The 20915-nt window shown below is 49.4% G+C and carries 17 protein-coding genes; 8 read left to right on the top strand and 9 right to left on the bottom strand.

Annotated elements, in window-relative coordinates:
• Nucleotides 1–114: 114 nt before the first annotated feature.
• The 4 genes from EL633_RS07815 to rpsF form a co-directional block, all read right to left on the bottom strand.
• A complete protein-coding gene (locus EL633_RS07815) occupies nt 115–1599 on the bottom strand; it encodes a peptidylprolyl isomerase (protein WP_126626650.1) in 1485 nt (494 codons plus the stop codon).
• Between the two features lie 317 nt (nt 1600–1916).
• Nucleotides 1917–2195 carry a 30S ribosomal protein S18 gene (gene rpsR, locus EL633_RS07810; protein WP_126549923.1) on the bottom strand — a complete coding sequence of 93 codons (279 nt, stop codon included), beginning with the start codon at nt 2193–2195 and terminating at the stop codon, nt 1917–1919.
• A gap of 17 nt (nt 2196–2212) precedes the next feature.
• Nucleotides 2213–2611: a single-stranded DNA-binding protein gene (locus EL633_RS07805; protein WP_126626649.1), complete on the bottom strand. Its 399-nt coding sequence runs from the start codon at nt 2609–2611 to the stop codon at nt 2213–2215.
• 103 nt (nt 2612–2714) lie between these two features.
• Nucleotides 2715–3302 (bottom strand): 30S ribosomal protein S6, encoded by a 588-nt coding sequence (rpsF, locus tag EL633_RS07800; RefSeq protein ID WP_126626648.1) that lies wholly within the window; start codon nt 3300–3302, stop codon nt 2715–2717.
• A gap of 1066 nt (nt 3303–4368) precedes the next feature.
• Here rpsF and EL633_RS07795 point away from each other — a divergent pair.
• Nucleotides 4369–6078 (top strand): MptA/MptB family glycosyltransferase, encoded by a 1710-nt coding sequence (locus tag EL633_RS07795; protein WP_126626647.1) that lies wholly within the window; start codon nt 4369–4371, stop codon nt 6076–6078.
• An 84-nt stretch (nt 6079–6162) separates the two neighbouring features.
• Here the strand turns inward: EL633_RS07795 and EL633_RS07790 are convergent, their stop codons facing one another.
• Nucleotides 6163–7221, bottom strand: coding sequence for a LacI family DNA-binding transcriptional regulator (locus EL633_RS07790; RefSeq protein WP_126626646.1), 1059 nt, complete (start codon nt 7219–7221; stop codon nt 6163–6165).
• Between the two features lie 503 nt (nt 7222–7724).
• On the opposite strand from EL633_RS07790, the gene EL633_RS07785 reads away from it, so the two are divergent.
• The 6 genes from EL633_RS07785 to EL633_RS07760 all read left to right on the top strand — a co-directional run bounded on the left by EL633_RS07785 (nt 7725) and on the right by EL633_RS07760 (nt 12981).
• Nucleotides 7725–8690 (top strand): carbohydrate ABC transporter permease, encoded by a 966-nt coding sequence (locus EL633_RS07785; protein WP_126626645.1) that lies wholly within the window; start codon nt 7725–7727, stop codon nt 8688–8690.
• A gap of 19 nt (nt 8691–8709) precedes the next feature.
• On the top strand, nt 8710–9594 hold the full coding sequence (locus EL633_RS07780) for a carbohydrate ABC transporter permease (RefSeq protein ID WP_126626644.1): 885 nt from the start codon (nt 8710–8712) through the stop codon (nt 9592–9594).
• A 103-nt stretch (nt 9595–9697) separates the two neighbouring features.
• The gene (locus EL633_RS07775; RefSeq protein WP_161982027.1) at nt 9698–11038 is read left to right on the top strand and encodes an extracellular solute-binding protein; all 1341 of its coding nucleotides are present in this window, start codon (nt 9698–9700) and stop codon (nt 11036–11038) included.
• Nucleotides 11039–11437: 399 nt separating this feature from the next.
• Nucleotides 11438–11644 carry a 50S ribosomal protein L35 gene (gene rpmI / locus EL633_RS07770; protein WP_126626642.1) on the top strand — a complete coding sequence of 69 codons (207 nt, stop codon included), beginning with the start codon at nt 11438–11440 and terminating at the stop codon, nt 11642–11644.
• Nucleotides 11645–11683: 39 nt separating this feature from the next.
• Nucleotides 11684–12043, top strand: coding sequence for a 50S ribosomal protein L20 (rplT, locus tag EL633_RS07765; RefSeq protein ID WP_126626641.1), 360 nt, complete (start codon nt 11684–11686; stop codon nt 12041–12043).
• Nucleotides 12044–12111: 68 nt separating this feature from the next.
• Complete coding sequence (locus tag EL633_RS07760) at nt 12112–12981, top strand: TrmH family RNA methyltransferase (protein ID WP_126626640.1); 870 nt, start codon at nt 12112–12114, stop codon at nt 12979–12981.
• Between the two features lie 70 nt (nt 12982–13051).
• Here the strand turns inward: EL633_RS07760 and EL633_RS07755 are convergent, their stop codons facing one another.
• Nucleotides 13052–15241, bottom strand: coding sequence for a methyl-accepting chemotaxis protein (locus EL633_RS07755; RefSeq protein ID WP_126626639.1), 2190 nt, complete (start codon nt 15239–15241; stop codon nt 13052–13054).
• A 504-nt stretch (nt 15242–15745) separates the two neighbouring features.
• Between EL633_RS07755 and EL633_RS07750 the strand changes: the two genes are divergently transcribed.
• Entirely contained in the window at nt 15746–17341 is a 1596-nt protein-coding gene (locus tag EL633_RS07750; protein WP_218027440.1) for an acetyl-CoA carboxylase biotin carboxylase subunit, read from the top strand.
• 172 nt (nt 17342–17513) lie between these two features.
• Here EL633_RS07750 and lepB read toward each other — a convergent pair whose 3' ends face one another.
• The 3 genes from lepB to rny form a co-directional block, all read right to left on the bottom strand.
• A complete protein-coding gene (lepB, locus tag EL633_RS07745; protein WP_126626638.1) occupies nt 17514–18092 on the bottom strand; it encodes a signal peptidase I in 579 nt (192 codons plus the stop codon).
• Nucleotides 18093–18120: 28 nt separating this feature from the next.
• Nucleotides 18121–19005 (bottom strand): PHP domain-containing protein, encoded by an 885-nt coding sequence (locus tag EL633_RS07740; RefSeq protein WP_161982026.1) that lies wholly within the window; start codon nt 19003–19005, stop codon nt 18121–18123.
• A gap of 135 nt (nt 19006–19140) precedes the next feature.
• Nucleotides 19141–20688 (bottom strand): ribonuclease Y, encoded by a 1548-nt coding sequence (gene rny / locus EL633_RS07735; protein WP_218027438.1) that lies wholly within the window; start codon nt 20686–20688, stop codon nt 19141–19143.
• Nucleotides 20689–20915: the final 227 nt, after the last annotated feature.

Below are 20915 nucleotides of genomic sequence, written 5' to 3'. Positions count from 1 at the left end.
CGCTACATGACCGGAACAGAGTTGCTGCTAACACAACTTTGCTTTACTATTCATTGTGCCACTCTGCCGGTCATCCGTCTAGAGGAAACGTTCCTACAGGTACATTTTTACGGCTTAGCCCTGCGCTCCACTGGGAACGCCACCGGGAACATCACCAGGTGCAGCGCCGGGAACGCCGCCGGGAGCAGCGCCGGGAGCACCTTGCTGGCTAGGCGGTGAGGCCGGGATCCAGGTGGGCATGTTTGAGGCGTCAAACAGTTTGGTTGAGTCGGGATCACCGAACTTCACGCCTTTGGCTTTCTGTGTCTCAATCCAGTGCTTTAAGGCATTGTCCTTCAATTGCTTGAGTTTGTTAGCGTCGATGTCACGACTGGCATCTGAGCCTTCAAATTGCAGCACATGGAAGGTACCGTTCTCTTTCAAGACCGGGCTGAATTGATTGTTTTGACGAGCTGGATCCATCAACCAGTTATCGACGGTCGCGCCGATATTAGAGCCGTAATCCAGCATATACTGGCCAGCGGCTAACCAGCCAAGTTCACCACCTTTCGCCTTGGTATTGTTGTCCACCGATTTCGCTGAAGCGAGCTTGTGGAAGTCGCCTCCCGCCTTCAATTGCTTCAGAATATCGTTGGCGTCCTTTTCAGTGGCAACCGTGATGGCGCGCGCGTTTACCTGGCGAGCCGGTGAGGTGATTTGTGATGCCAGATAATTCTGAGTATTATCACGACGTAACTTCAGGGTTATCATTGTCTGTATATCCCCATCACTTACGTTTGAATCACTCAGGAACTTGTCATAAGATTTTCCCTTTGGCAGGTTTGCCTTCAGATCGTTGAGAGCCTTTGTCACAGCACTGCTACTGGGATTAATCTTATTCTGGATTGCGGAGCTTTGTGAGTTTAACCATTTGCTGATGACCAGATCCTCTTGTAGCCACTGGGCACTTGTTGTTCCGATCTGGGATTGCGTAAAGAGGGATTCCTGCAAAGTCGCTTGCTGCGTCAGATTATTGTACGAGCCATCTGTGGTGGCTTTTTGTTTTTCAGCATCCGACTGCTTGGTCTTGGCCGTATCCAATTGTTTCTGGAGATCGGCGCGCTGACTGGAGTTAGCTGGTAGCGCTTTCAGCTTCTTGGTTAAATCATCAACCGTTTTCTTGGCATCATCCACAGCCTTTTGCTGCTGGGTTGATTGGGTTTTCGCGTTATCGGCCTGTGCACGTAGACCATTCTTTCCTTTGAGCTGATTTTCGGCCAGTTGGCCCTGTAGCGCTACCAATTTATGATAATCAGATTGGGGAATGGACTTTCCATCGACTGAAGCAATTGGTTGATTAGGAATAATAACATTAAGATTAATCCAATAACCAACAAATACTGCAATAACGAGAAGGACGATAAGGCCAATAAAGGACCAGATGCCTAAACGTTGTAGCTGGGTCTTCTCGGTCCTTGTGAGGTGGCCTCCCCAGCCAAAAATAAGAGGTTGGCCGTCACGACGAGCCTCGACGTGCGCCGTTTGTCTGGTATATTTCTTGGTTTGGGCGGAACGCGTTGGCTGCTGCTTTTCAGCCCTACGCGTCGTTTGATTGTTCATCAAAACCTCCAACGTGGATATCCCAGGCTTGTGCCATCAGGGAAACCGTCTCCCTGGCACGGTCGATACAGTTTCGTCCTGTTCCGACCGCTACCCTTTGATTGGCCGGAGTGGAGGTTTCTGGCTCCGCTCAAGATAGTCGGAGTCGCAGGATCCCATGTATCTGTGTTGATCAGTATTACCAGTGTAACTGATAATCAATCTTCCGTGCTATACCATGTCGAGTAGGTTAGGACCCTGGTGCACCTGGAGGGAAAGCCTGTGGCTTTCACCTCCAGATCCACTGTCAGCTACAAGCGAGGAAGTAACAATGGTTATTACATCCCACGCATATGTTCTGCAGTGTAGGGGAGCAGGGCCATAAAGCGGGCCTGCTTGATTGCAGTGCTCAAACCACGCTGATGCTTGGCGCAGGTGCCCGTCTTACGGCGGGGCTCGATCTTTCCGCGATCGGAAATGTATCGCTTCATGAAGCGACTTGCATCTTTGTAGTCGATTTCTCGTACGTGGTCGTGGCAAAATTGACAAATTTTGCGGCGAGATGAGCGCTCGCCACGCTCGCGTCGCTCACGACGTGGACCTGATGGTCTCTGCATCAGTCTTTCTCCTTCATTTAGAAGGGGTGATCATCCAGTTCTCCAAGGTCGTCGGGGCCGCCATAGCTTTCGGAGCCAGAGCCACCAGGCTGCTGATTCTTCGGCGTAAGCATTTCCATCTCGTTGATAATTACGTCGATCGCAGTGCGGGGATTACCATCTTTATCGGTATATTTGCGCTGCTCCAGACGCCCCTCAACATAGACTTTCTGGCCTTTTTTCAGGTAGTTGTTACACGTCTCTGCCAGCTGGTTCCAGGCAACGATGTTAAACCAGTCCGTCTCGCGCTCACCACTGGCAGATTTGCCAAAGCGGCGGGTTACGGCTAGCGTGAATTTTGTCACTGCTACACCGTTGGCTGTGTAGCTCATTTCAGGCTCGCGTCCCAGATTCCCAATCAGAATAATCTTGTTCATGACTCAAAGTCCTTTCGACGTGTTATACCACCCCAACTCGGTATACGGAGACAGATGAAAGCACCCAAACGTCTCATCATTGCGCTTAGTACGCTGATCGCTACTAAGCCTTGATCTGCTCTTCGTTATTCTCTGCGCCTGTATCTGCGGCAGCGGATTCCTCGGCAGTTGTAGCAGCAGGAGTTTCCTCAGCTGTTGCTGTAGGTGCGGTTGACTCGGCAGCAGGTGCCTCTTCTGCAACTTCAGCGCTGGCTGGAGCCTCTTCTGGAGCGGCTTCAGTTGTGGCTGTAGTGGCTTCTGGAGTAACTTCAGCGTTAGCTGGAGCCTCTTCAGTTGCCTCTGGTGCAGCAGCGGCAGCGGCGGCGCGGGCCTCACGCTCTTCACGCTCTCTTTGAACGGCCTTTGGATCGCGTTTGCGGACCATTTCGCGGAGGACAATCTCCGAGACTTTCAGAGTACGTTCGATTTCGATCACGGTCTCAGGAGTCAAAACCATGTCAAGGAAAACATAGAATCCATCGCGGTGGCGATCGATGGGATATGCCAGGCGGCGGCGCCCCCATTGATTAACCCTTACAATTTGACCGCTATGTGTAGCGACGATCTGTTCGATACGATCCATTACAGATCGTGTCTCCTCTTCGCTGGCTTCAGGACTGAAAATTACGCCTAATTCGTAATCTCGACTCACGAAGCCACCTCCTTCCTGTGGGTGTGCTACTGGTCAGATAAAACACTGCCAGAGCAGGTGGAGCATCAACACGTTGTCGATGCTAAACTTAGATGCCGCTTTTTCTCTAGTGTTTTTGCTAGTGTTTTTTATGCGCGGCCTCGTAAAAAAATCGCCCCCCGATAATCGTGGGCAATAGAGATGCCTTCCTTTTCGATGACAGGCTGAACGAGCAAGTACGTTATATGGATAATTTTCTTTGCTCATGGGCCTGTGGAAGCCATCAATACCCCGCATTATAACACTGTTCTCCATGTCTGACAATAGAGTTGAGGTGAAACAGATGTTTACTTCTCTATCTTCCTATTCTCTCTATGCCTCACAAAATTGGAAAAGCGGAAAGTTTTTTTCTTTGACAAAAAAATAATGCTAATCCGCATTATTTTTTTGTCATTATCTCATATGGTGGTGCCTGGTTGGTTGTCCCCACACTCGTCCCCTGACGGGGACCTGCTTTTTATAATATGGTGCAAAAATTGTGCACGGCACAATTTTTGCACCATATTATAAAAAGTGAATGTTGAAAAGTATTGCCTGAAGCTATTTTAATAAAGTGTGGCCTCGCTCGAACTTATCTTGATAAAGTGTGGCCTCGCTCGAACTTATCTTGATAAAGTGTGGCCTCGCCCGAACTTATCTTGATAAAGTGTGGCCTCGCTCGAACTTATCTTGATAAAGTGTGGCCTCGCTCGAACTTATCTTGATAAAGTGTGGCCTCGCCTGAAGCTATTTTAATAAAGTGTGGTGGCGGGTGGCCGCGGCCGCCCGCCACCACACTTTATCAATGCGAGCGCCGTAGGCGCGAGGTGTCAAAAAAGAAACATTTGAAATACCTTACTGGTATACGTTTGCTTTATTGACAGGTTATGCCCAATAGCTCATACTAATGCTAATATCAACGCCGCTCAGAAGCACTAACATCAACATCGGAGCCAAAAAATCGCAATCCCCAAATCAATAAACAATAGACATCGAGAAAGCCAAAAACAGAACCGATCCATTCTAATCTATTTAAGGAGCAGCGCCTATGTCTGCTATTGATACAAACACAATATATCCTGTGCGCGGTGGGGCGGTCCGCAAACAGCTAAGGGTAAGACGTTCTACACTCTTCCTACTCATTATTATGATCCTGGGTCTGGAGGTTTGTTACCTGGCACTCTATCCCTGGCTGGCCGGGCGTATAGCCTCCGACCCGTTGCTCCAATCCTGGGAAGCGCTGATCCCTATGTCATCTAAGATTTATAAGCGCCTGGATTGGTTTGCGTATATCAGCACTTTTAGCTGGCCGGAGCCACTTTATGGACATCTTTATCCTCTACTAGGAGTGTTAGGGATCATACTCTTTTTTATCTGGTTAGCGGTCGGCGCCGGTAATCGTGCTGGTCGCCTGATCTTGATTCGTTCAACACTTTATCTGCGACCAATCTTCTGGACTATTTTGGTGTCAGGGATATTGATGGCCATGACTATGTTTTTTGCCCCTGTACACTTGAGTGAACTGACCAGAAGTATGTTGCAGTCGGGACTGTATGGAAGGATCGTCGCGACCTACCATCTCAATCCCTATTTGTCCCACAGCGCTATTCTGACTCACGATCCTTTGCAGGCGCTGGTAAATCGCCTGCCAGCTTCAGATGATGTCACGCCTGGGGCCGTAGGACCTGTCTGGATGGATATCAGTATCCTGATCTCGTTGATCGCCCACGCTGATGGTGGCGTGATGGTATTGGCCTGGCGTGTACTGGCCCTCCTGGCTCATATCCTTAATGTTGTTTTGATCTGGTCATTACTATCAGCGCAGAAGCCACTTTATCGTATCTCTGGCACTATACTTTATGCCTGGAATCCTCTTGTGCTGGTGCTGGGTATTGCCTATGTGCATCCTGAAATCCTCTTAGTTTCCTTAATGTTATTAGCACTACTCAGCTTCCAGCGTGATGCCACCCTGCTTGGCTGGGTCTTTGCCTTGCTGGCCTCTCTTATCAGTCTCTATAGTATACTTCTATTGCCTCTATTATTTGTATATGCCTTGCGTCGAGCGCGTTTGCTTGGCTGTGGCTGGTTCCTGCTCTGGACCCTCGGAATGCTATTGGTTACCGCGCTTGTTCTGGTGCTGGCCTACATCCCCTACTGGCAGGGTTGGGGCGTCACTGGTATCCTGTTGGGGATACGGGATATTTTCTGGCAAGAAGGGGCCGTGAATTCATTAAACGCAGCCATTATCAACATGCCCATCCAGTTGCCTGCGAATATCCTCTGGACCTTCCAACCCCACAACTGGTCCCTGGCGGCACTTATCATTATTCTACTTTATCTGTTAATTACAGTCTGGGTTATAGATACATTTGAAGCTTTATTGCAATGTAGCGGCTGGCTCTTACTGTTATGGACTATACTACAGCCCACGTATTGGCCCTGGTATATGATCTTACCCTTTATTGTTGCCACCAGCACATCCAATCGTCGCGAAACCCTGGCTGCTATCCTATTATTATCAGGAGCCCTGATTAGCTATTACTTCTGGCAGTGGTCCAATATCTGGGAAGGGCAGGGACTGGCCATCATTGGTATCCCGTGCCTGCTCTGGGGCTGGGCTCTCTTCTTCCATGCTACCTGGCAGATGCTTCGTGGCAATTCCAGCAGACGGCAGTTTGTACAGGATGAGAGCCGTCCGCAAAAGTTGCAGCGTCCCCCCTGGTTCTCCCGTCCCTGGACCTCCAGGCCCAATCGTTAATGATCCCGTATAACTTCCATGAGGAAACGGGTTGCAGAATTTATAGCCCGCTTTCTCATGGAATGATCTAGAACCAGATATTCGTCACTCTGCCATCTCTTGTACCGAATCACGAATGATGATATCAACATCCATGAGGTAGCTCATATAACTCGCATCGGGATTATTGATACGGGCAATGAGTGTTTGTACCGCTTTTTCTCCCATGGCTTCTTTGTAGACGCGCATAGTGGTGAGCGCTGGTGTTACATGCTCTGCAAGGTCAATATCATCAAAACCTATGATAGAAATATCTTTGGGTGCAGATAAGCCCATGGTGCGCAAAATTTTAATTACCTTGCTGGCCACCGGATCATTGGCACAGAAAAGCGCACTTGGAGGATTCTCTAATTCCAGGAAACTTTTACATAGTATGGTTATATCCTGATACGTCTGGCACATAAGCCTGTCGTCAACTGCCAGTCCGGCCTCAATGAGTGCATCCTGGTAGCCTTTTTGCCGCCAGGTAAAAGAGTGGATAGTGTTAGCTGGAAAGTTGGAATCGCTGTGCTCATTGATGTACGCAATGCGCCGGTGACCTTGTTGAATCAGGTAGTTGGTTGCCTGTTTGGCACCTTCATAATTATTAGAGAGGACGGCATCAACTTTTTGCGTTAATCCTGATACATAATTGTCTACCAGTATAAGAGGGACATTAACCGCTTGAATTGTCTGGATGGTTTTTGCTTCTGAGGGACCAACCAGTAGAATACCGTCTGCCTCCAGTTCATGAATTTGTGCCTGTAAACTGTAAGAAGAAGCCTGATAATCGATCGCCTGATAAACAAGCTGGAGATTTGATTTGCGTGCTTCCATTTCTGCGCCGTGTAATACTGTGGCCCAGAAGGGATTGCTAAGAGCCTGGTATGGGTCGTATTCGCTGTAGCATAAGAGGAAACAGATCTTCTTAAGTTGTGGCTCTTTTTGTTTAGATGATGAATGGCGACCAACGGTTTTAAAATATCCCAGTTCGGCCGCTACCTGCAATACGCGCTGCCTGACCTCGGCGTTTATACTCTGATGATTGTTGAGGGCTCTGGAAACAGTTGCGATCGATACCTCCGCAATCTGGGCAATGTCTTTCACCGTTACCGAACGCTTCACGTATTTTCTCCTGTTGAAATTACAGAAAATCTTGCTATGGTGATTGATACCATGATAAGCCTAAAAAGTCAATCAATGCTTGTTCAGGACGCGTGATGTACTTTTCCCAGGTCATATTTGCGAATTTCAGGCCTTATTTTTGAAAAATCCTGGTGATAACACTATGATAAGCTTTTTTGCTGAAAAATAGTGTTGACTTTTACAGAAAAATCATTATGCTTAATTATATACTTTTTTATATCTTCGCTGTGTTCGCTGATTGAACACATAGGATGATTTCACGATCAGGTCATACTACTTGTGCGCACTTGTAGGGTTTTTCCTGATTAGTCATTGAAGACAAGCTAGTGAACGAAGGTAGGTGCTTAATGCATAAGAAGTATCTCAACTTGCCTCCTGGATTGATCCTCTTTTTCTGTATGACGTTAGAGAAATAGCCTTCCTGATGATTACAATTTCATGGCTGAAATTTGTTCTGTAGCACGCAAGGAGGTTGACTACGCATGAGTACATCCGGTATACAGGCTGTCGATGTGGATTCTGGGCAAGCCACAAGCGCTCAAAAGCAGTCAAAACGACGTAGTTACAAGAGTAAGCTAGAGGCACGAGAAGCCCGATCTTTCTGGCTATTGATCTCACCATGGCTCATTGGTTTTCTTTTCTTTACCGGTGGACCGGTTTTGGCCTCGTTCATTTTGAGTTTCACTGATTACACTGGAACATCTAGCGCCCCCAATTTTATTGGCTTACAGAATTATACGTCCCTTTTTGCGGACTCTATTTTTCTGAAATCACTGGCTGTGACTGTGTATTATGTTGTGCTATCAGTACCGCTGGCACTGGTAGGCTCACTCTTCCTCGCGATACTACTGAATCAGCGGGTGCGCTTTTTGGGAGTATTTCGTACCATCTATTACATGCCCACAGTTATCGCGGGCGTAGCGGTCTCGCTTTTATGGCAGTGGATCTTCAATCCCGATCTTGGTATCGCCAACTACATACTAAATTCTCTGCACCTGCCATCCTCGCTCTGGTTTCAGGATGAATCCAGTGTTATTCCATCTTTTGTGCTCATGAGTCTCTGGGGATTGGGCGGTCCTATGATCGTGTTTCTGGCCTCCCTACAGAACATTCCCTCTGATCTCTATGAAGCTGCATCCCTGGATGGTGCTAATAACTGGCATCGCTTTAGAAGCATCACTCTTCCAATGATCAGTCCCGCGATTCTGCTGAACCTGGTCACCGGCGTAATTGGCGCCTTCCAGGTTTTCGTACAGGGCTATGTGATCACCCAGGGTGGACCAAATTTTGCCTCCGAGTTTTACGTGCTCTATCTGTTTAACAATGCCTTCCAGTACTTTAAATTTGGCTATGCTGCCAGTCAGGCATGGATACTGTTTGTAATTATCTTTGCATTGACAGTTGCGCTGCTACAGATCAGCCGCCGCCTGGTGTACTACGAAGCCTAGTGAAAGAGAGAGTAAACATATGTCATTGCAAGTATCACAGGTAGACACTGCCCGGAAAAACGCACTGCTACGTAAGCGTGTGAACAAGATTCTTGTTTATGCCCTGCTGATTTTCTTTGCCCTGCTCTTCTTAGTGCCTGTTGGTTGGATGTTGTCAACGGCGCTGAAATCTCTGGCAGATGTCAGTGCTTTTCCACCTATCATCTTCCCCAACCCGCCAATCTGGGCAAACTTCGTAACAGCATTAACGGCTGTACCAATTTTCCAATATATGGGCAATTCAGCGGCGTATTGCTTGCTTACCATTATTGGAGACATCCTCTCCTCCTCATTGGTCGCCTATGCGTTTGCGCATGTACGCTTCAAATATCGTGAAGTTGTCTTTATTTGCGTACTCGCAACCATGATGATTCCGTACGAAGTATTGATCATCCCACAGTTCCTGCTGTTTCGCTCACTGGGCTGGATCGACACCTACCTCCCATTGATTGTGCCCACCTTCTTTGGCAGTCCTTACCTGATCTTCTTGTTGCGCCAGGCATTCCGTGGCATTTCGCGTGATGTGGTGGAGGCCGCCAAGTTGGACGGAGCCAGCCACCTGGTCATCTGGTGGCAGATTATCCTCCCCCTATCCAAGCCTGCCCTGGCGGCGGTCGCCATCTTCTCCTTTATGTTTCACTGGAACGACTTGATGGGTCCATTGATATATTTGAATACCAATGAATCCTATCCGATCAGCCTGGGATTATCCCAATATACAGCCGCTTATGGTTCCACCCAATGGAATATATTGATGGCCGCCGCTCTGGTGGCAGTAATCCCCTGTGTTATCGTCTTTTTCTTTTCCCAGCGCTACATCATCCAGGGAATTGTTGTGGCTCGACCCACAGTGGATAAGCCATAGTTATCAAGAAAATGGACTTTGCGCGGCAAGGTATGTAATTGTGGACTCGTCAAGTTCCGATTGAGTGAGGTAGTCAATGCTTAAATGGTTGAGCAGAACGCTCATGTTAGGCGCGCTCTTATGCCTGGTTATCGTGGCCAATACAGGCTGTAGCGTTTTAGGGATAAATGCTAAGACCTTATCCGGCCGAACCACCGTGACGTGGTTGGTGCGCACCGATATAAATATTAATCCGTGGGAATACAAAGTTGTCGATGATTTTGAAGCCTCGCATTCCGACATTCATATCAAGTTGGTATTAGTTCCTTCGGGAGCGAACTTTGACCAGAAACTGGTGACGATGCAGGTTGGCTGGGAGCCTGCGGACATTTTTTCCATCTGGGGCAACAATAGCTGGGCCGATGAGGTATATCGTGGCTTTGCCGCTGACCTGAACCCATATATTGAGTCCAGTCATTTTTCTTTCAACGGCATGAATCAGAAGCTGCTGGATCAGTATAGTGTCAACGGCCATGTCTATGCTATCCCCTTCGCGACCGGTGGTAGTTATGTCTACTACAATGTAGATATGTTCAAGAAGGCTAATTTGCCGCTGCCACCAACAAGCTGGGATGATCCCAACTGGACATGGGAAACCATGTTGAAAGATGCCCAGGCGATGACGGTCAAGAGTAAATCCTTGAATGAGCGCGCTTATGGCATGAGTGATGATCTCTGGCCAGAAAATTCCACCTCAATGCTCTTTGGCGGAGATTATTTTCAGCCATCCACTTATAAAGATGGAGTTGTTAAATCTACCACAGCGACTGATCCACTTGTGGCGAAGTCGGTACAATGGAAACGTGACCTGATCTATAAATATCAAGTTGCGCCTCTACCAGCCGACGCAACCCTGCTCAATGGCTTTTTGAGTGGTAAAGTCGGCATGTCGATGAGTGGTGTCTGGGGATTATGGGGGAACAAACCGGCCAAATTCAACTGGGCTGTTGCTCCCTTGCCCCATTTTACCAGCAACGCCAAAGACGTCTTATTCACTGATCCCTGGATGATGGCAAAAGACTCCAAACATCCCAAGGAAGCCTGGACCTTCCTCCAATGGTTATGTGATCCCGCCCATGGCGCGAAAACCTATATGGAATCCTCAGGTGCCGTTCCTCCCTGGTCACAACTCCTGCCAGAATGGGCCGAAAACACCCATAAGGTTATGCCTTCACTGACCAAGGAACAGTTAATGCAAGTGGCCCAGGGATCTCTGGATCACGGTCAGGAATCCATCAACCACCTGGCAATCAGCTACGGCCAGTTTGATAGTGTCATTTCAAACGTATTATCGCCAGTCTACAACACCGGCAAAGTTGATCCTACAGGTGCCCTTAACGAAGTCCAGAAACAACTGGAAGAAACCATCAAAAAAGTAGGATCAGTAAAGCCACTATCATCCTGAACCCAGCACATAAAAAATTTCATTGAGTAGAGTGGGTCTGTAAAGTGTGAAATGAGTGTGGGGCACGGCTGCGGCCGTGCCCCACACTCATTTCACCCCCCCCCAATCTGGCGCCGCAGGCGCCAAAAAGAAACACTAAACATATTGCACAATAGACTACTTGCCTCTTGAGGATGGGTATGCTATAATGCAACCCGCATGCGGGGACTTTCTTGAAAAAGGCTTCTCTTCGCCTTTGATAGAGTTGCTGATATGATTGAAACGTTCAATCATCACATCTACATTACCTTCACCTGTAGCCGTTGTGTGCTTCACACTGCGCTCCAACAGATAGATTTGTAGTAGAGAACAGAAGAAATAATAAATATTACCCCCGCCCTATGAAGGAAAGAAAGAGCTATGCCAAAGCAGAAATTAAAAACACACAAGGCAATGGCCAAGCGCGTCAAAGTAACCGCCGGCGGCAAATTCTTGCGCCGTAAGATTGCTATCAACCACTTGCGCCGTAACAAATCACCTCAGGCTGTTCGTTCTATGGACAAGACGTTTCCGTTGGCAACCGCTGATACACGCCGCCTGAAACGCTTGCTTCCTTACGCATTCTAGTTCTACCGCTCAAAAATAAAAAAGGAATAAGGACCGAACATGCCAAGAGTAAAACGTGGAGTAACCTCCCACAAAAAGCACAAAAAAATATTCCAACTCGCGGAAGGACATCGTGGTACGCGTCGTAACGTGTTCCGCCCCGCCCATGAGTCCGTTATGCGCTCAATGGCGTATATGTACCGCGACCGCCGTAACCGCAAGCGCGACATGCGCCGTCTGTGGATCGTACGTATCAATGCAGCGGCCCGCATGCATGGCCTCAGCTATAGCCAGCTGATGCACGCCATCCATCTCGCCGGAATTGAAGTCGATCGCAAGATCCTGGCTGAAATGGCCGTCAATGATATGTCAGCCTTTAGTGTGCTGGTAAATCAGGCCTTAGAGGCTACCAAGGCGTAAAAGATTTTTCTACATAAAAGGGCCCGCCGTTTTAATATGGCGGGCCCTTTGGTTCTTTTGAGGATATCATGACGCTGATTACCAGTCCCTCGAATCCACGTATCAGCAAGTTACAGACCTTGCATAGCGCTCGTGGCCGTAAAAAACATGGCCTCTTCTTAATGGAGGGTCCTCATTTATTGGAGACCCTGTTAAATGCCCAACTCTGGCCCCATGAAGTATATTATCAACCCACTTTACTTCAGCGTACCGCTGAGGGCAGGGCTTTACTTGAGCGTTTGTTACATACGCCGGCCCTGACCGAATCTCAATTGATTGAGGTGAGCGATCGCGTCATTGAGGCACTTGGTGAGACACAGACCTCGCAAGGGGTGGTTAGTGTTTTGACGCTGGACGCCCTGGATCCAGCTGTACTCCAACAGAAGCGACAGCCAGGTGCTCGGCCTTGCCTGCTGATTCTAGATGATCTGGCGGATCCTGGTAATATGGGAACCATCCTACGTACTGCCCTGGCGGCTGATGTTGAGCGTATCCTACTAACTCCTCACTGTGTGGATTATTACAGTCCCAAGGTTGTACGCTCGGCGGCTGGCGCGCATGTAGCATTGCCTGTCGAGACCAACGTTGACTGGGAGACTATGTCCACACGGATTGCCAGCCATTGTGGTGATCATGTCCAGGTCTTACTGGCTGAAGCTGGCAGTACACACATGTATTATGAGCAGGATCTGACACATCCGTTTGCTTTAATTATCGGCAATGAAGCCCATGGACCCTCGCCTGAAGGCCATCGGCTGGCCACGCTACCAATTAGTATTCCCCTGGCTAACGCGGTTGAATCTTTAAATGCGGCCATGGCGACCGGGATCATTCTCTATGAGACTGTACGCCAGAACGCCATGCATGTGTCCACATCCAGCAGTAAAGAGCACCACTGAGTTTTTATGCTCAATGGCGCTCGCTGTTTCTGAATTTCTGGATGGTATACCACCAACCTGATCCTCTGCATCAACCTTCTTTATGTGCCGTTCGCCATTGTTCGGATTGTGGAATATGCTGCCAATCCTCGCCGCTTTTCTGGATCTCTTGTGAAGGAGATACGGGATAGGCGCTATAATCGTCGGTTGACTCTGGAGGCGCAAAATAGATACCCGAGTGTGATGTGCCATTGTTATCCTGTAGTGGTCGCAGTGTAGCGCTCACCGCGCGAAATGAGCCACTGGCAGTCAGGATACTCTCAGATTCCATGCCCCACTCCAGGTTCATGTTGGTGGTTGGAACCTGATAGATATGGTCGTCACGCAATTTAAAGGCTTCGACCGAGGCACGTAATTGTTCCACTTGCTGGGCCAGCCGCTCCACATATTGGGAAGCATTGCGTGTACTACTGCTACTCTGTCGGGTGGTGGACGCCACATTTTGCATGATCCTGGAGACCGCGCTCGAAGATTTAAGTTGCTGAGCGACCATACGATTGATCTGCTCAATCTCCTTCGCCTGATGTTCGACGGCGGTAAAGATGGATTCCAGTGCCATACTGGCCTCCTGGGTCAGGCGTGTGCCTGCGATGGCTTCTTTCTCGGTTTCCTGCATAGAGATCGCGAGTGTGCCAATCTCCTCACGAATACTCCGGACGATACGGGTAATCACATTGGCCTGATCTTTTGTGCGTTCAGCCAGACGACGAATATCGGCTGCGACCGCGCCAAAGCCCTTACCATTATCTCCGGCCATAGCGGCCTGAATAGCTGAATCCAGAGCCAGCCGGTTTGTCTGATGAGCGATACTGGCGATGACCTCAATGACCTCATCAATCTCACGTGAATGATCGCCCAGGCTATGTACCTTGCCAGCGGTACTCTGCACGTTGTAATTGATACGGCTGATCTCTTCGAGCGCCTGTTCAACCGCCTCGCGTCCAATCTGAGCATCCTGCCGAGCTATGCGTGCGACATCGAACAACACCTGTGAGCGTTCCGCGACGTTGCGACTGGAGGCCGCCATCTGCTCAACCTCTTCACTGGCGATCGCGATCTGCTGTAACTGGTTGCTATCGGTCTCCACCAGTTGCGTCATGGAGCCCAGAATTGTTTTCGTCGAGCTTGTTACCCGGTTCGCCACCATTTTGACGCGTACTACCAGGCTACCGAGCTCTTCAATCATATAATTAAACGAGTCGCCCAGGATACCCAGTGCGTTATCATCAACCTCGGCCTGGACGCGCAGGTCGCCCTCACCGATGCCGCTAACCTCACCAATCAGTTTTTCTACCTGCCCCTGTAACTGATCGCGCTGGAAGCGAGCCTCCTGCATAAGCTCCACAATATTGTCCAGCATGGTATTCATTGAGAGCGCGACCAGATAGATCTCATCGCGAGTCGTAATTGTGGCGCGGGCCTTGGTATCTCCTCTGGCAATGCGGCGTGTGAGCAGGGCCAGTTGATGCAAAGGCACAGTAATCGAGCGATAGGCAATATAGCCGATGGCTGTGACCATGATGATGGTGCCGAAGAAAGCGACCAGCGTCAGAAAAATAATCTGATTGGTTTGGGTGGTATTGGTCGTAACCATGCGAATACTGGTCTTTTCCGCGATATTTGTGATCTCATCCCATTCGTTCTCTAGTGGAAGATAGGCGAGATTGGCCTGCGCGACCAGATCATGGACGAGAGTATTTGAAGCTTTCTTATCGATTGCCTCCAGCACCTGATCCTGAGCCGCTTGATAAGCTGGCCAGCTGGTATGCAGCACCAACTCCAGATCGCGTTGTTGTTGGGCCGGGAGACCTGGATCGAGATGATGGCGTGTCAGTATAGTATAGGTTGTCCGCATTCCTGGAGAGGTCAGTAATTCGTAGTTCTGCTGATAATTATTAGCCTCATTATCAAAGAGGCGGGTAGTTTCTTGAATGTGTTGTAGATTGGTGGCCAACTGGTTTTTTTCAACCAGTGGATGACTCTGATACTGCTCCAAATAGGTGGTAATGAGCAAAGCATTCAGATCGGGTAAATATGTGCCGGCCGTTGTGGCAGACTTGAATGCACTAATGTTTGTGCGAATGATCTGGCTACGTTCAGTCTGAGCTTTAAAAAACGTCAAACCGAGCACAGAGATGACGATACCGGGGATGACCGCGGTAAGCAAAAACGCCAGCAAGAGACGGCGGGCGATCTGCATTCTGGTTATAAACTTAAGCATTGGTACTTCGGCTCCTCCTCAGACACCAAAAAACACCTCAACATATCCGCGCGAAGCAACGTCTGCTAATGTTATGGTATGCAACCGCGCTGGCCGCAAATAAGCGGTCGCTACGATTGTTTTTCAATTGATTGTTACCATTAGCGAAATGACAGTCAAAATTCAGTGTACTCGTCATTGAGAGAAAACCAAATTTCCTTACAACCTTAGCCTTTTATTCCTAAGGTATGATGCATAATAGTAACCGTAGGAGCAGCGTAACGGCAGGGCTTGTCCCTGTTACCGATACACATACGACCAGGTCCAAGCTATAGGTGATCCGTACTTCGTTCTGCCAGCTTCAAGAATACGTGTTTGAGCAGCATGTCATACGTGTACCGGTAGCAGGGACAAGTCCTGCCGCTACTCTGTCTGCTGTTTAAAGCAGGTAAGTGGTATACTGTGACGAGAAATTGTCTGTTTTGTGTATTTTGTCCATTCTATGGAAGTCGAAGGAGCCTTCTTTTGGAGAAACTTATTAGCGCCGATTGGCCGTTTCAGAAGGTATTGATTGCCAATCGGGGTGAGATTGCGCTACGTATAATTCGCGCCTGCCGCGATATGGGTTTACAAAGTGTCGCTGTCTATAGTGACGCGGACCGGGATGCGCTCCATGTGCGTATGGCCGATGAGGCATATCGTATTGGGCCAGCAACGGCTGCTCAGAGCTATTTACATATTCCGACCCTGATAGATGTGGCGCGCCAGTCAGGCGCTCAGGCGGTGCATCCAGGTTATGGATTCCTGGCTGAAAATGCCAATTTTGTTGAGGCCTGTCAGGAAGCTGGTCTGATCTTTATTGGACCTTCGGCTGCGGCTCAACGCTCGATGGGAGAGAAGACGGCGGCCCGTCGTACGGCTGAGGCTGCGGGTGTGCCGATTGTGCCAGGGGCGATGATTGATGACGCGGATGATGCAGAGATTCAGGCCAGTGCCCGACGTCTGGGTTATCCTGTTTTGCTGAAGGCGGCCGCCGGTGGCGGCGGTAAAGGCATTCGTCTGGTACGGGATGAGCGCGACCTGTTGTCCTCTTTGCGTACCGCTCGTAGTGAAGCCCAGAGCGCCTTTGGTGATGGTCGTGTGTATTTAGAGAAGGCAGTTACGCCCGCGCGCCATATCGAGGTACAATTTATCGCGGACCAGTATGGTCATGTGGTGCATCTGGGTGAGCGCGAATGTAGTATTCAGCGCCGCCATCAAAAGTTGATTGAGGAATCGCCATCTCCAATTGTGGATGAAGCCTTGCGTGCTCGTATGACGGAGGCGGCGATTAATCTGGTACGCTCGATTGAGTATGTAAATGCTGGCACGGCCGAATTTTTGCTGGGACCTGACCACAATTTTTATTTTCTTGAGGTTAATGCGCGTATCCAGGTTGAGCATCCAGTGACCGAGTGGTGTACTGGTGTTGATCTGGTACAGGAACAGCTACGGGTGGCTGCCGGTTTACCACTATCCTTTTCGCAGGACGATATCCGCTTGCGTGGTGCGGCTATCGAATGTCGTATCTCGGCTGAAGATCCAGAGAATCGTTTCCTGCCCGCTACTGGTACCGTGTTGGCGTTACAGGAGCCCTCAGGACCAGGTGTGCGGGTCGATAGTAGTCTGTATCCAGGTTTGCAGGTTCCGCTCTTCTATGATCCTTTGCTGTCCAAACTAATCGTATGGGGCAAGGATCGTACGCAGGCGATTGCACGCCTGAGGCGGGCGCTGGCAGAATATCAGCTGGTGGGCGTACGCACAACCCTGCCCTTCGCACGCTGGCTGCTGGAGCAACCGCGCTTTATTACTGCCGATTTCTCGACGGACTTTATCGCTGAAGAATGGGACGGACGACAAACGGGCCCTGTGGAGTCGGTAACCACTGAGCAGCAGGAGAATGGTGCTGCGCCCACACCAGTAGAATTGTCACCCGAACAGATGGCGGCTCTCGTTGCAAGTTTGCTGGCCAACGATAATGCGGAGCAAGAAGAGGCACGCCGTCATCCTCAAACCCAGACACAGGGTGAGAATAACCGCTGGCTTGATGTTGCCCGCCGCGATGGCCTACGACGCCTTTAATACATGTCTGATCGCCGTCGCCATCTCACTGTACAGGCAATGGCGTAGCGCATCATACGCGCCCCACTGTTTTATGATAAGAGGCCAGAATTGTGCACAGCATAATTCTGGCCTCTTATCATAAAAAGCCTGTTCCCGTCAGGGAACGAGGGTGGCTAATATACCAATGCACCTAATGTACATGCGCAAAAACATCACTCTCACTTGGAAGTAAGCCAAAGTTATCGACCCCAAACGGCCAGTAAACCACAATCGCCTTACCAATAATATTTTGCCGTGGCACCGTCCCCCAGTCCCGTGAATCTGAGCTATTCCCACGATTATCCCCCATCACAAAATATTGATCACTACCGATAGTACGTCTGGTTGTGGCTGGATCATAATCGTGCGCGTCCTGCTTATTTATATAGCGTTCATGCAGGGCCACCCCATCAACGATAACTGCATCATGCGTGATGCTAATCTTGTCTCCCGGAGTTGCAATGATACGTTTAATATAATCTTCCTGTGGATTTTTTGGATAGCGGAAGACGATGATATCGCCACGGGCCGGCTGTTGCAGCAGGTACGCAGCTTTATTCACGAGTATGAATTCCTGATCATGCAGCGTTGGCTCCATACTCTGCCCATCAATATGGAAATTTTGTACGGCAAGACGAACAACTAATAACATCAAGAGCACGAGGGTGATCGTTTCAATGATCTGTCGTGTCCATAAACGTACTCTAATAGACGGTTCTCCCTGACTCACTTTGTGCTCCTGTTCCTGCTATCGCTATTTAGTGCTCTTCCTCTGGTGGGGGAAGTTCAAAGGCAGGTGGTGTAGAGCCCTGACGCTGTGCCGCCAGTTTTTTCAACCGTTCGACCGCCTCCACGGGCACAAAACGTCCACCAAGAGGAGTTGGATGGATCCCAGGTCCATGGAAATCGGTACCGCCGGTAGCAATCAGATTATACTGCTTGGCAAGTGAAAGCAAGGCTTGTTCATCCTTCGCTGTATAAGGACCATAATAAGCTTCCAGGCCGACCATGCCAGCTTTTTGTAGTCCGGGCAACCATTCCCGTAGCTTATCAAGTCCGGGTAGTCCAATTGGATGGGCCATGACCGCCAGTCCGTTTGCACTGTTGATCAAGCGTACAGCATCTTCTGGCGAGAGTTTGTAGCGTGGTACGTAGGCCGGACAGCCTTTGCCGATATACTTGTCAAAGGCCTCGGCAATAGATTGTACGTAGCCGGCTTCCATCAGCGCTTTAGCGACATGGGGACGCCCAACGGCCCCTTTAGCTAGCTCGCGTACACGTTCCCAGGAAACCTTAACACCTTCTTCATTGAGCAACTCTACCATACGTTCGCCACGGCGCTCACGTGCATCGCGCAATATTTTCAGCACCGCCTGAAATTCTGGACGTTGATATTCTAGAAAGTAGCCCAACACATGGATCTCGCCGCCACTGACATCAGTATTTAGCTCGATGCCAGGAATCAACTCAATGCCCAGGTCTTGCGCTGCCGCTCTGGCCTCTTCAATTCCCTGTGTACTATCATGATCCGTCAGCGCCAGCACCTTGAGTCCTACATCATGTGCCTGCTGCAATAGATCAGTAGGACTATAGATTCCGTCAGAAGCCGTAGAATGTGTATGGAGATCAACTAAATTTGCCATTAAATTTCTACATTTCCTTAAGTGATGCAGAGGTCGGACCTCTGAGTACAAAACCAAAAAGCGTATGCTTGTAATAAACAACATTGACGTTGTAAATTACAAGCATACGCCTGTCTATAACAATGTTAGATCAAGCTATCTAGCATAATCAACGGAGCGCGTTTCACGTACAACGCAGACCTTGATTTGTCCTGGATAGTCCAGATCTTCCTCGATTTTATGTGAGATATCGCTGGCCAGACGCACGGCTGCATATTCATCAATCTCTTCAGGTTTGACGATGATGCGCACTTCGCGTCCCGCCTGAATGGCGAAAGACTTTTCGACGCCTGTAAAGGAATTGGCGATATGCTCAAGTGCTTCCAGACGTTTAATATAGAGATCAATGGTCTCTCGGCGCGCTCCAGGACGGGCGGCAGAGATGGCGTCGGCGGCCTGTACAATAGCTGCCTCTAACGTCTGGGGCTCAGTCTCGGTGGCGTGATGAGCCACCATCGCGTGCACAATTTTGGGCGATTTACCAAAGCGGCGCGCGATTTCACCACCAATAATGGCGTGTGGTCCCTCTACCTCCTGGTCGATAGCTTTACCCATATCATGCAAGAGCGCGGCCGTCTTACAGACATTCACATCGGCACCCAGTTCGTGGGCGATTGTAGCTGCCAGCAGTGATACCTCGACCGAATGGGTAAGCACATTTTGTCCATAGCTCGTACGGAAACGTAGGCGGCCCAGAATCTTGAGCAGGTCTGATTGTAGACCGTGCACATTCGCCTCCAGGGCAGCATTCTCACCGGCTTCACGCACAATCAGATCAACTTCCTGACGTGCCTTGGCCACCACATCTTCAATACGAGCGGGATGGATACGACCATCCATGATTAACTTTGTCAATGCAACACGTGCGATTTCACGGCGCACAGGATCAAAACCAGAGAGGATCACGGCCTCAGGAGTATCATCGATGATCAGATCAACACCGGTTGCAGCTTCAAGCGCACGGATGTTACGGCCTTCACGTCCGATGATGCGTCCTTTCATATCGTCATTAGGCAAAGGAACAACTGAGACAACCGCCTCCGCTACCTGATCTGAAGCGCAGCGCTGAATGGCCAGTGTAATAATCTCACGGGCTCTGGCCTCCGCATCTTCACGAGCCTCCTCTTCAATACGACGAGCGCGCCGCGAAGCCTCCATCCGTACCTGCTGCTCTACACGATCCAATAGCAGTTCCTGTGCTTGTTCCTGGGTTAACTGAGCAATGCGTTCAATCTCTGCAATTTGTTGGCGCTTGAGCTCTTCCAATTCCTCGCGGTTTTGTTCCAGGCCACGCTCTTTCGTTTGTAATTTACGTTCACGTTGCTCAAGCGCATCCATTTTGCGCTCAAGATTCTCTTCTTTTTGTACGATGCGCCGTTCCTGGCGCTGCAGTTCTGAGCGTCGCTCTGCGTTTTCCCGTTCGATGACCGTGCGAATACTCGCAGTTTCATCACGGGCTTCCCGCAGGGCCAGGCTTTGCTGATCTTGTACAGCGAGCAAGCGTAGCTCACTGGCATCTTTCAGGGCGCGCAACTTTTCTTCAAAGGCAACTTTGTTGCGTGATGCGCCGAGTGCATAACCAACAAACAGAGCTAAAACAGCTCCCAGGAGAAGAGCTATGGCCCAGACGATAATACTAAACACGTCGGCCTACCTCCAATTGTAAAGGCAATCAGGCCTGTAAAGGCTCGAAAATGACTATTTCATGTAATTTATGTGATTTTTAGCTGTGGGCCATAGGCAAAAATGCACTATGTACCAACCATACTATATAAGAGTGTTAACTATACGTCAAGAAGAAAACTTGGATGAAACACAAAATACGTGGCAGAAGTATCTACTCTTAACATATCATACGAGCAGATGAGCTG

It is taken from the genome of Dictyobacter alpinus (assembly GCF_003967575.1).
GTDB classification, from domain to species: Bacteria; Chloroflexota; Ktedonobacteria; order Ktedonobacterales; family Ktedonobacteraceae; genus Dictyobacter; species Dictyobacter alpinus.
This window is presented reverse-complemented; position numbering and strand designations above follow the sequence as displayed.

Bases quoted from the DNA above. Each gene is read 5' to 3' on its own strand.
- EL633_RS07815 (WP_126626650.1), bottom strand. From the start codon at position 1,599: ATGAACAATCAAACGACGCGTAGGGCTGAAAAGCAGCAGCCAACGCGT.
- rpsR (WP_126549923.1), bottom strand. From the start codon at position 2,195: ATGCAGAGACCATCAGGTCCACGTCGTGAGCGACGCGAGCGTGGCGAG.
- EL633_RS07805 (WP_126626649.1), bottom strand. From the start codon at position 2,611: ATGAACAAGATTATTCTGATTGGGAATCTGGGACGCGAGCCTGAAATG.
- EL633_RS07795 (WP_126626647.1), top strand. From the start codon at position 4,369: ATGTCTGCTATTGATACAAACACAATATATCCTGTGCGCGGTGGGGCG.
- EL633_RS07785 (WP_126626645.1), top strand. From the start codon at position 7,725: ATGAGTACATCCGGTATACAGGCTGTCGATGTGGATTCTGGGCAAGCC.
- EL633_RS07780 (WP_126626644.1), top strand. From the start codon at position 8,710: ATGTCATTGCAAGTATCACAGGTAGACACTGCCCGGAAAAACGCACTG.
- EL633_RS07775 (WP_161982027.1), top strand. From the start codon at position 9,698: ATGTTAGGCGCGCTCTTATGCCTGGTTATCGTGGCCAATACAGGCTGT.
- rpmI (WP_126626642.1), top strand. From the start codon at position 11,438: ATGCCAAAGCAGAAATTAAAAACACACAAGGCAATGGCCAAGCGCGTC.
- rplT (WP_126626641.1), top strand. From the start codon at position 11,684: ATGCCAAGAGTAAAACGTGGAGTAACCTCCCACAAAAAGCACAAAAAA.
- EL633_RS07760 (WP_126626640.1), top strand. From the start codon at position 12,112: ATGACGCTGATTACCAGTCCCTCGAATCCACGTATCAGCAAGTTACAG.
- EL633_RS07755 (WP_126626639.1), bottom strand. From the start codon at position 15,241: ATGCTTAAGTTTATAACCAGAATGCAGATCGCCCGCCGTCTCTTGCTG.
- EL633_RS07740 (WP_161982026.1), bottom strand. From the start codon at position 19,005: ATGGCAAATTTAGTTGATCTCCATACACATTCTACGGCTTCTGACGGA.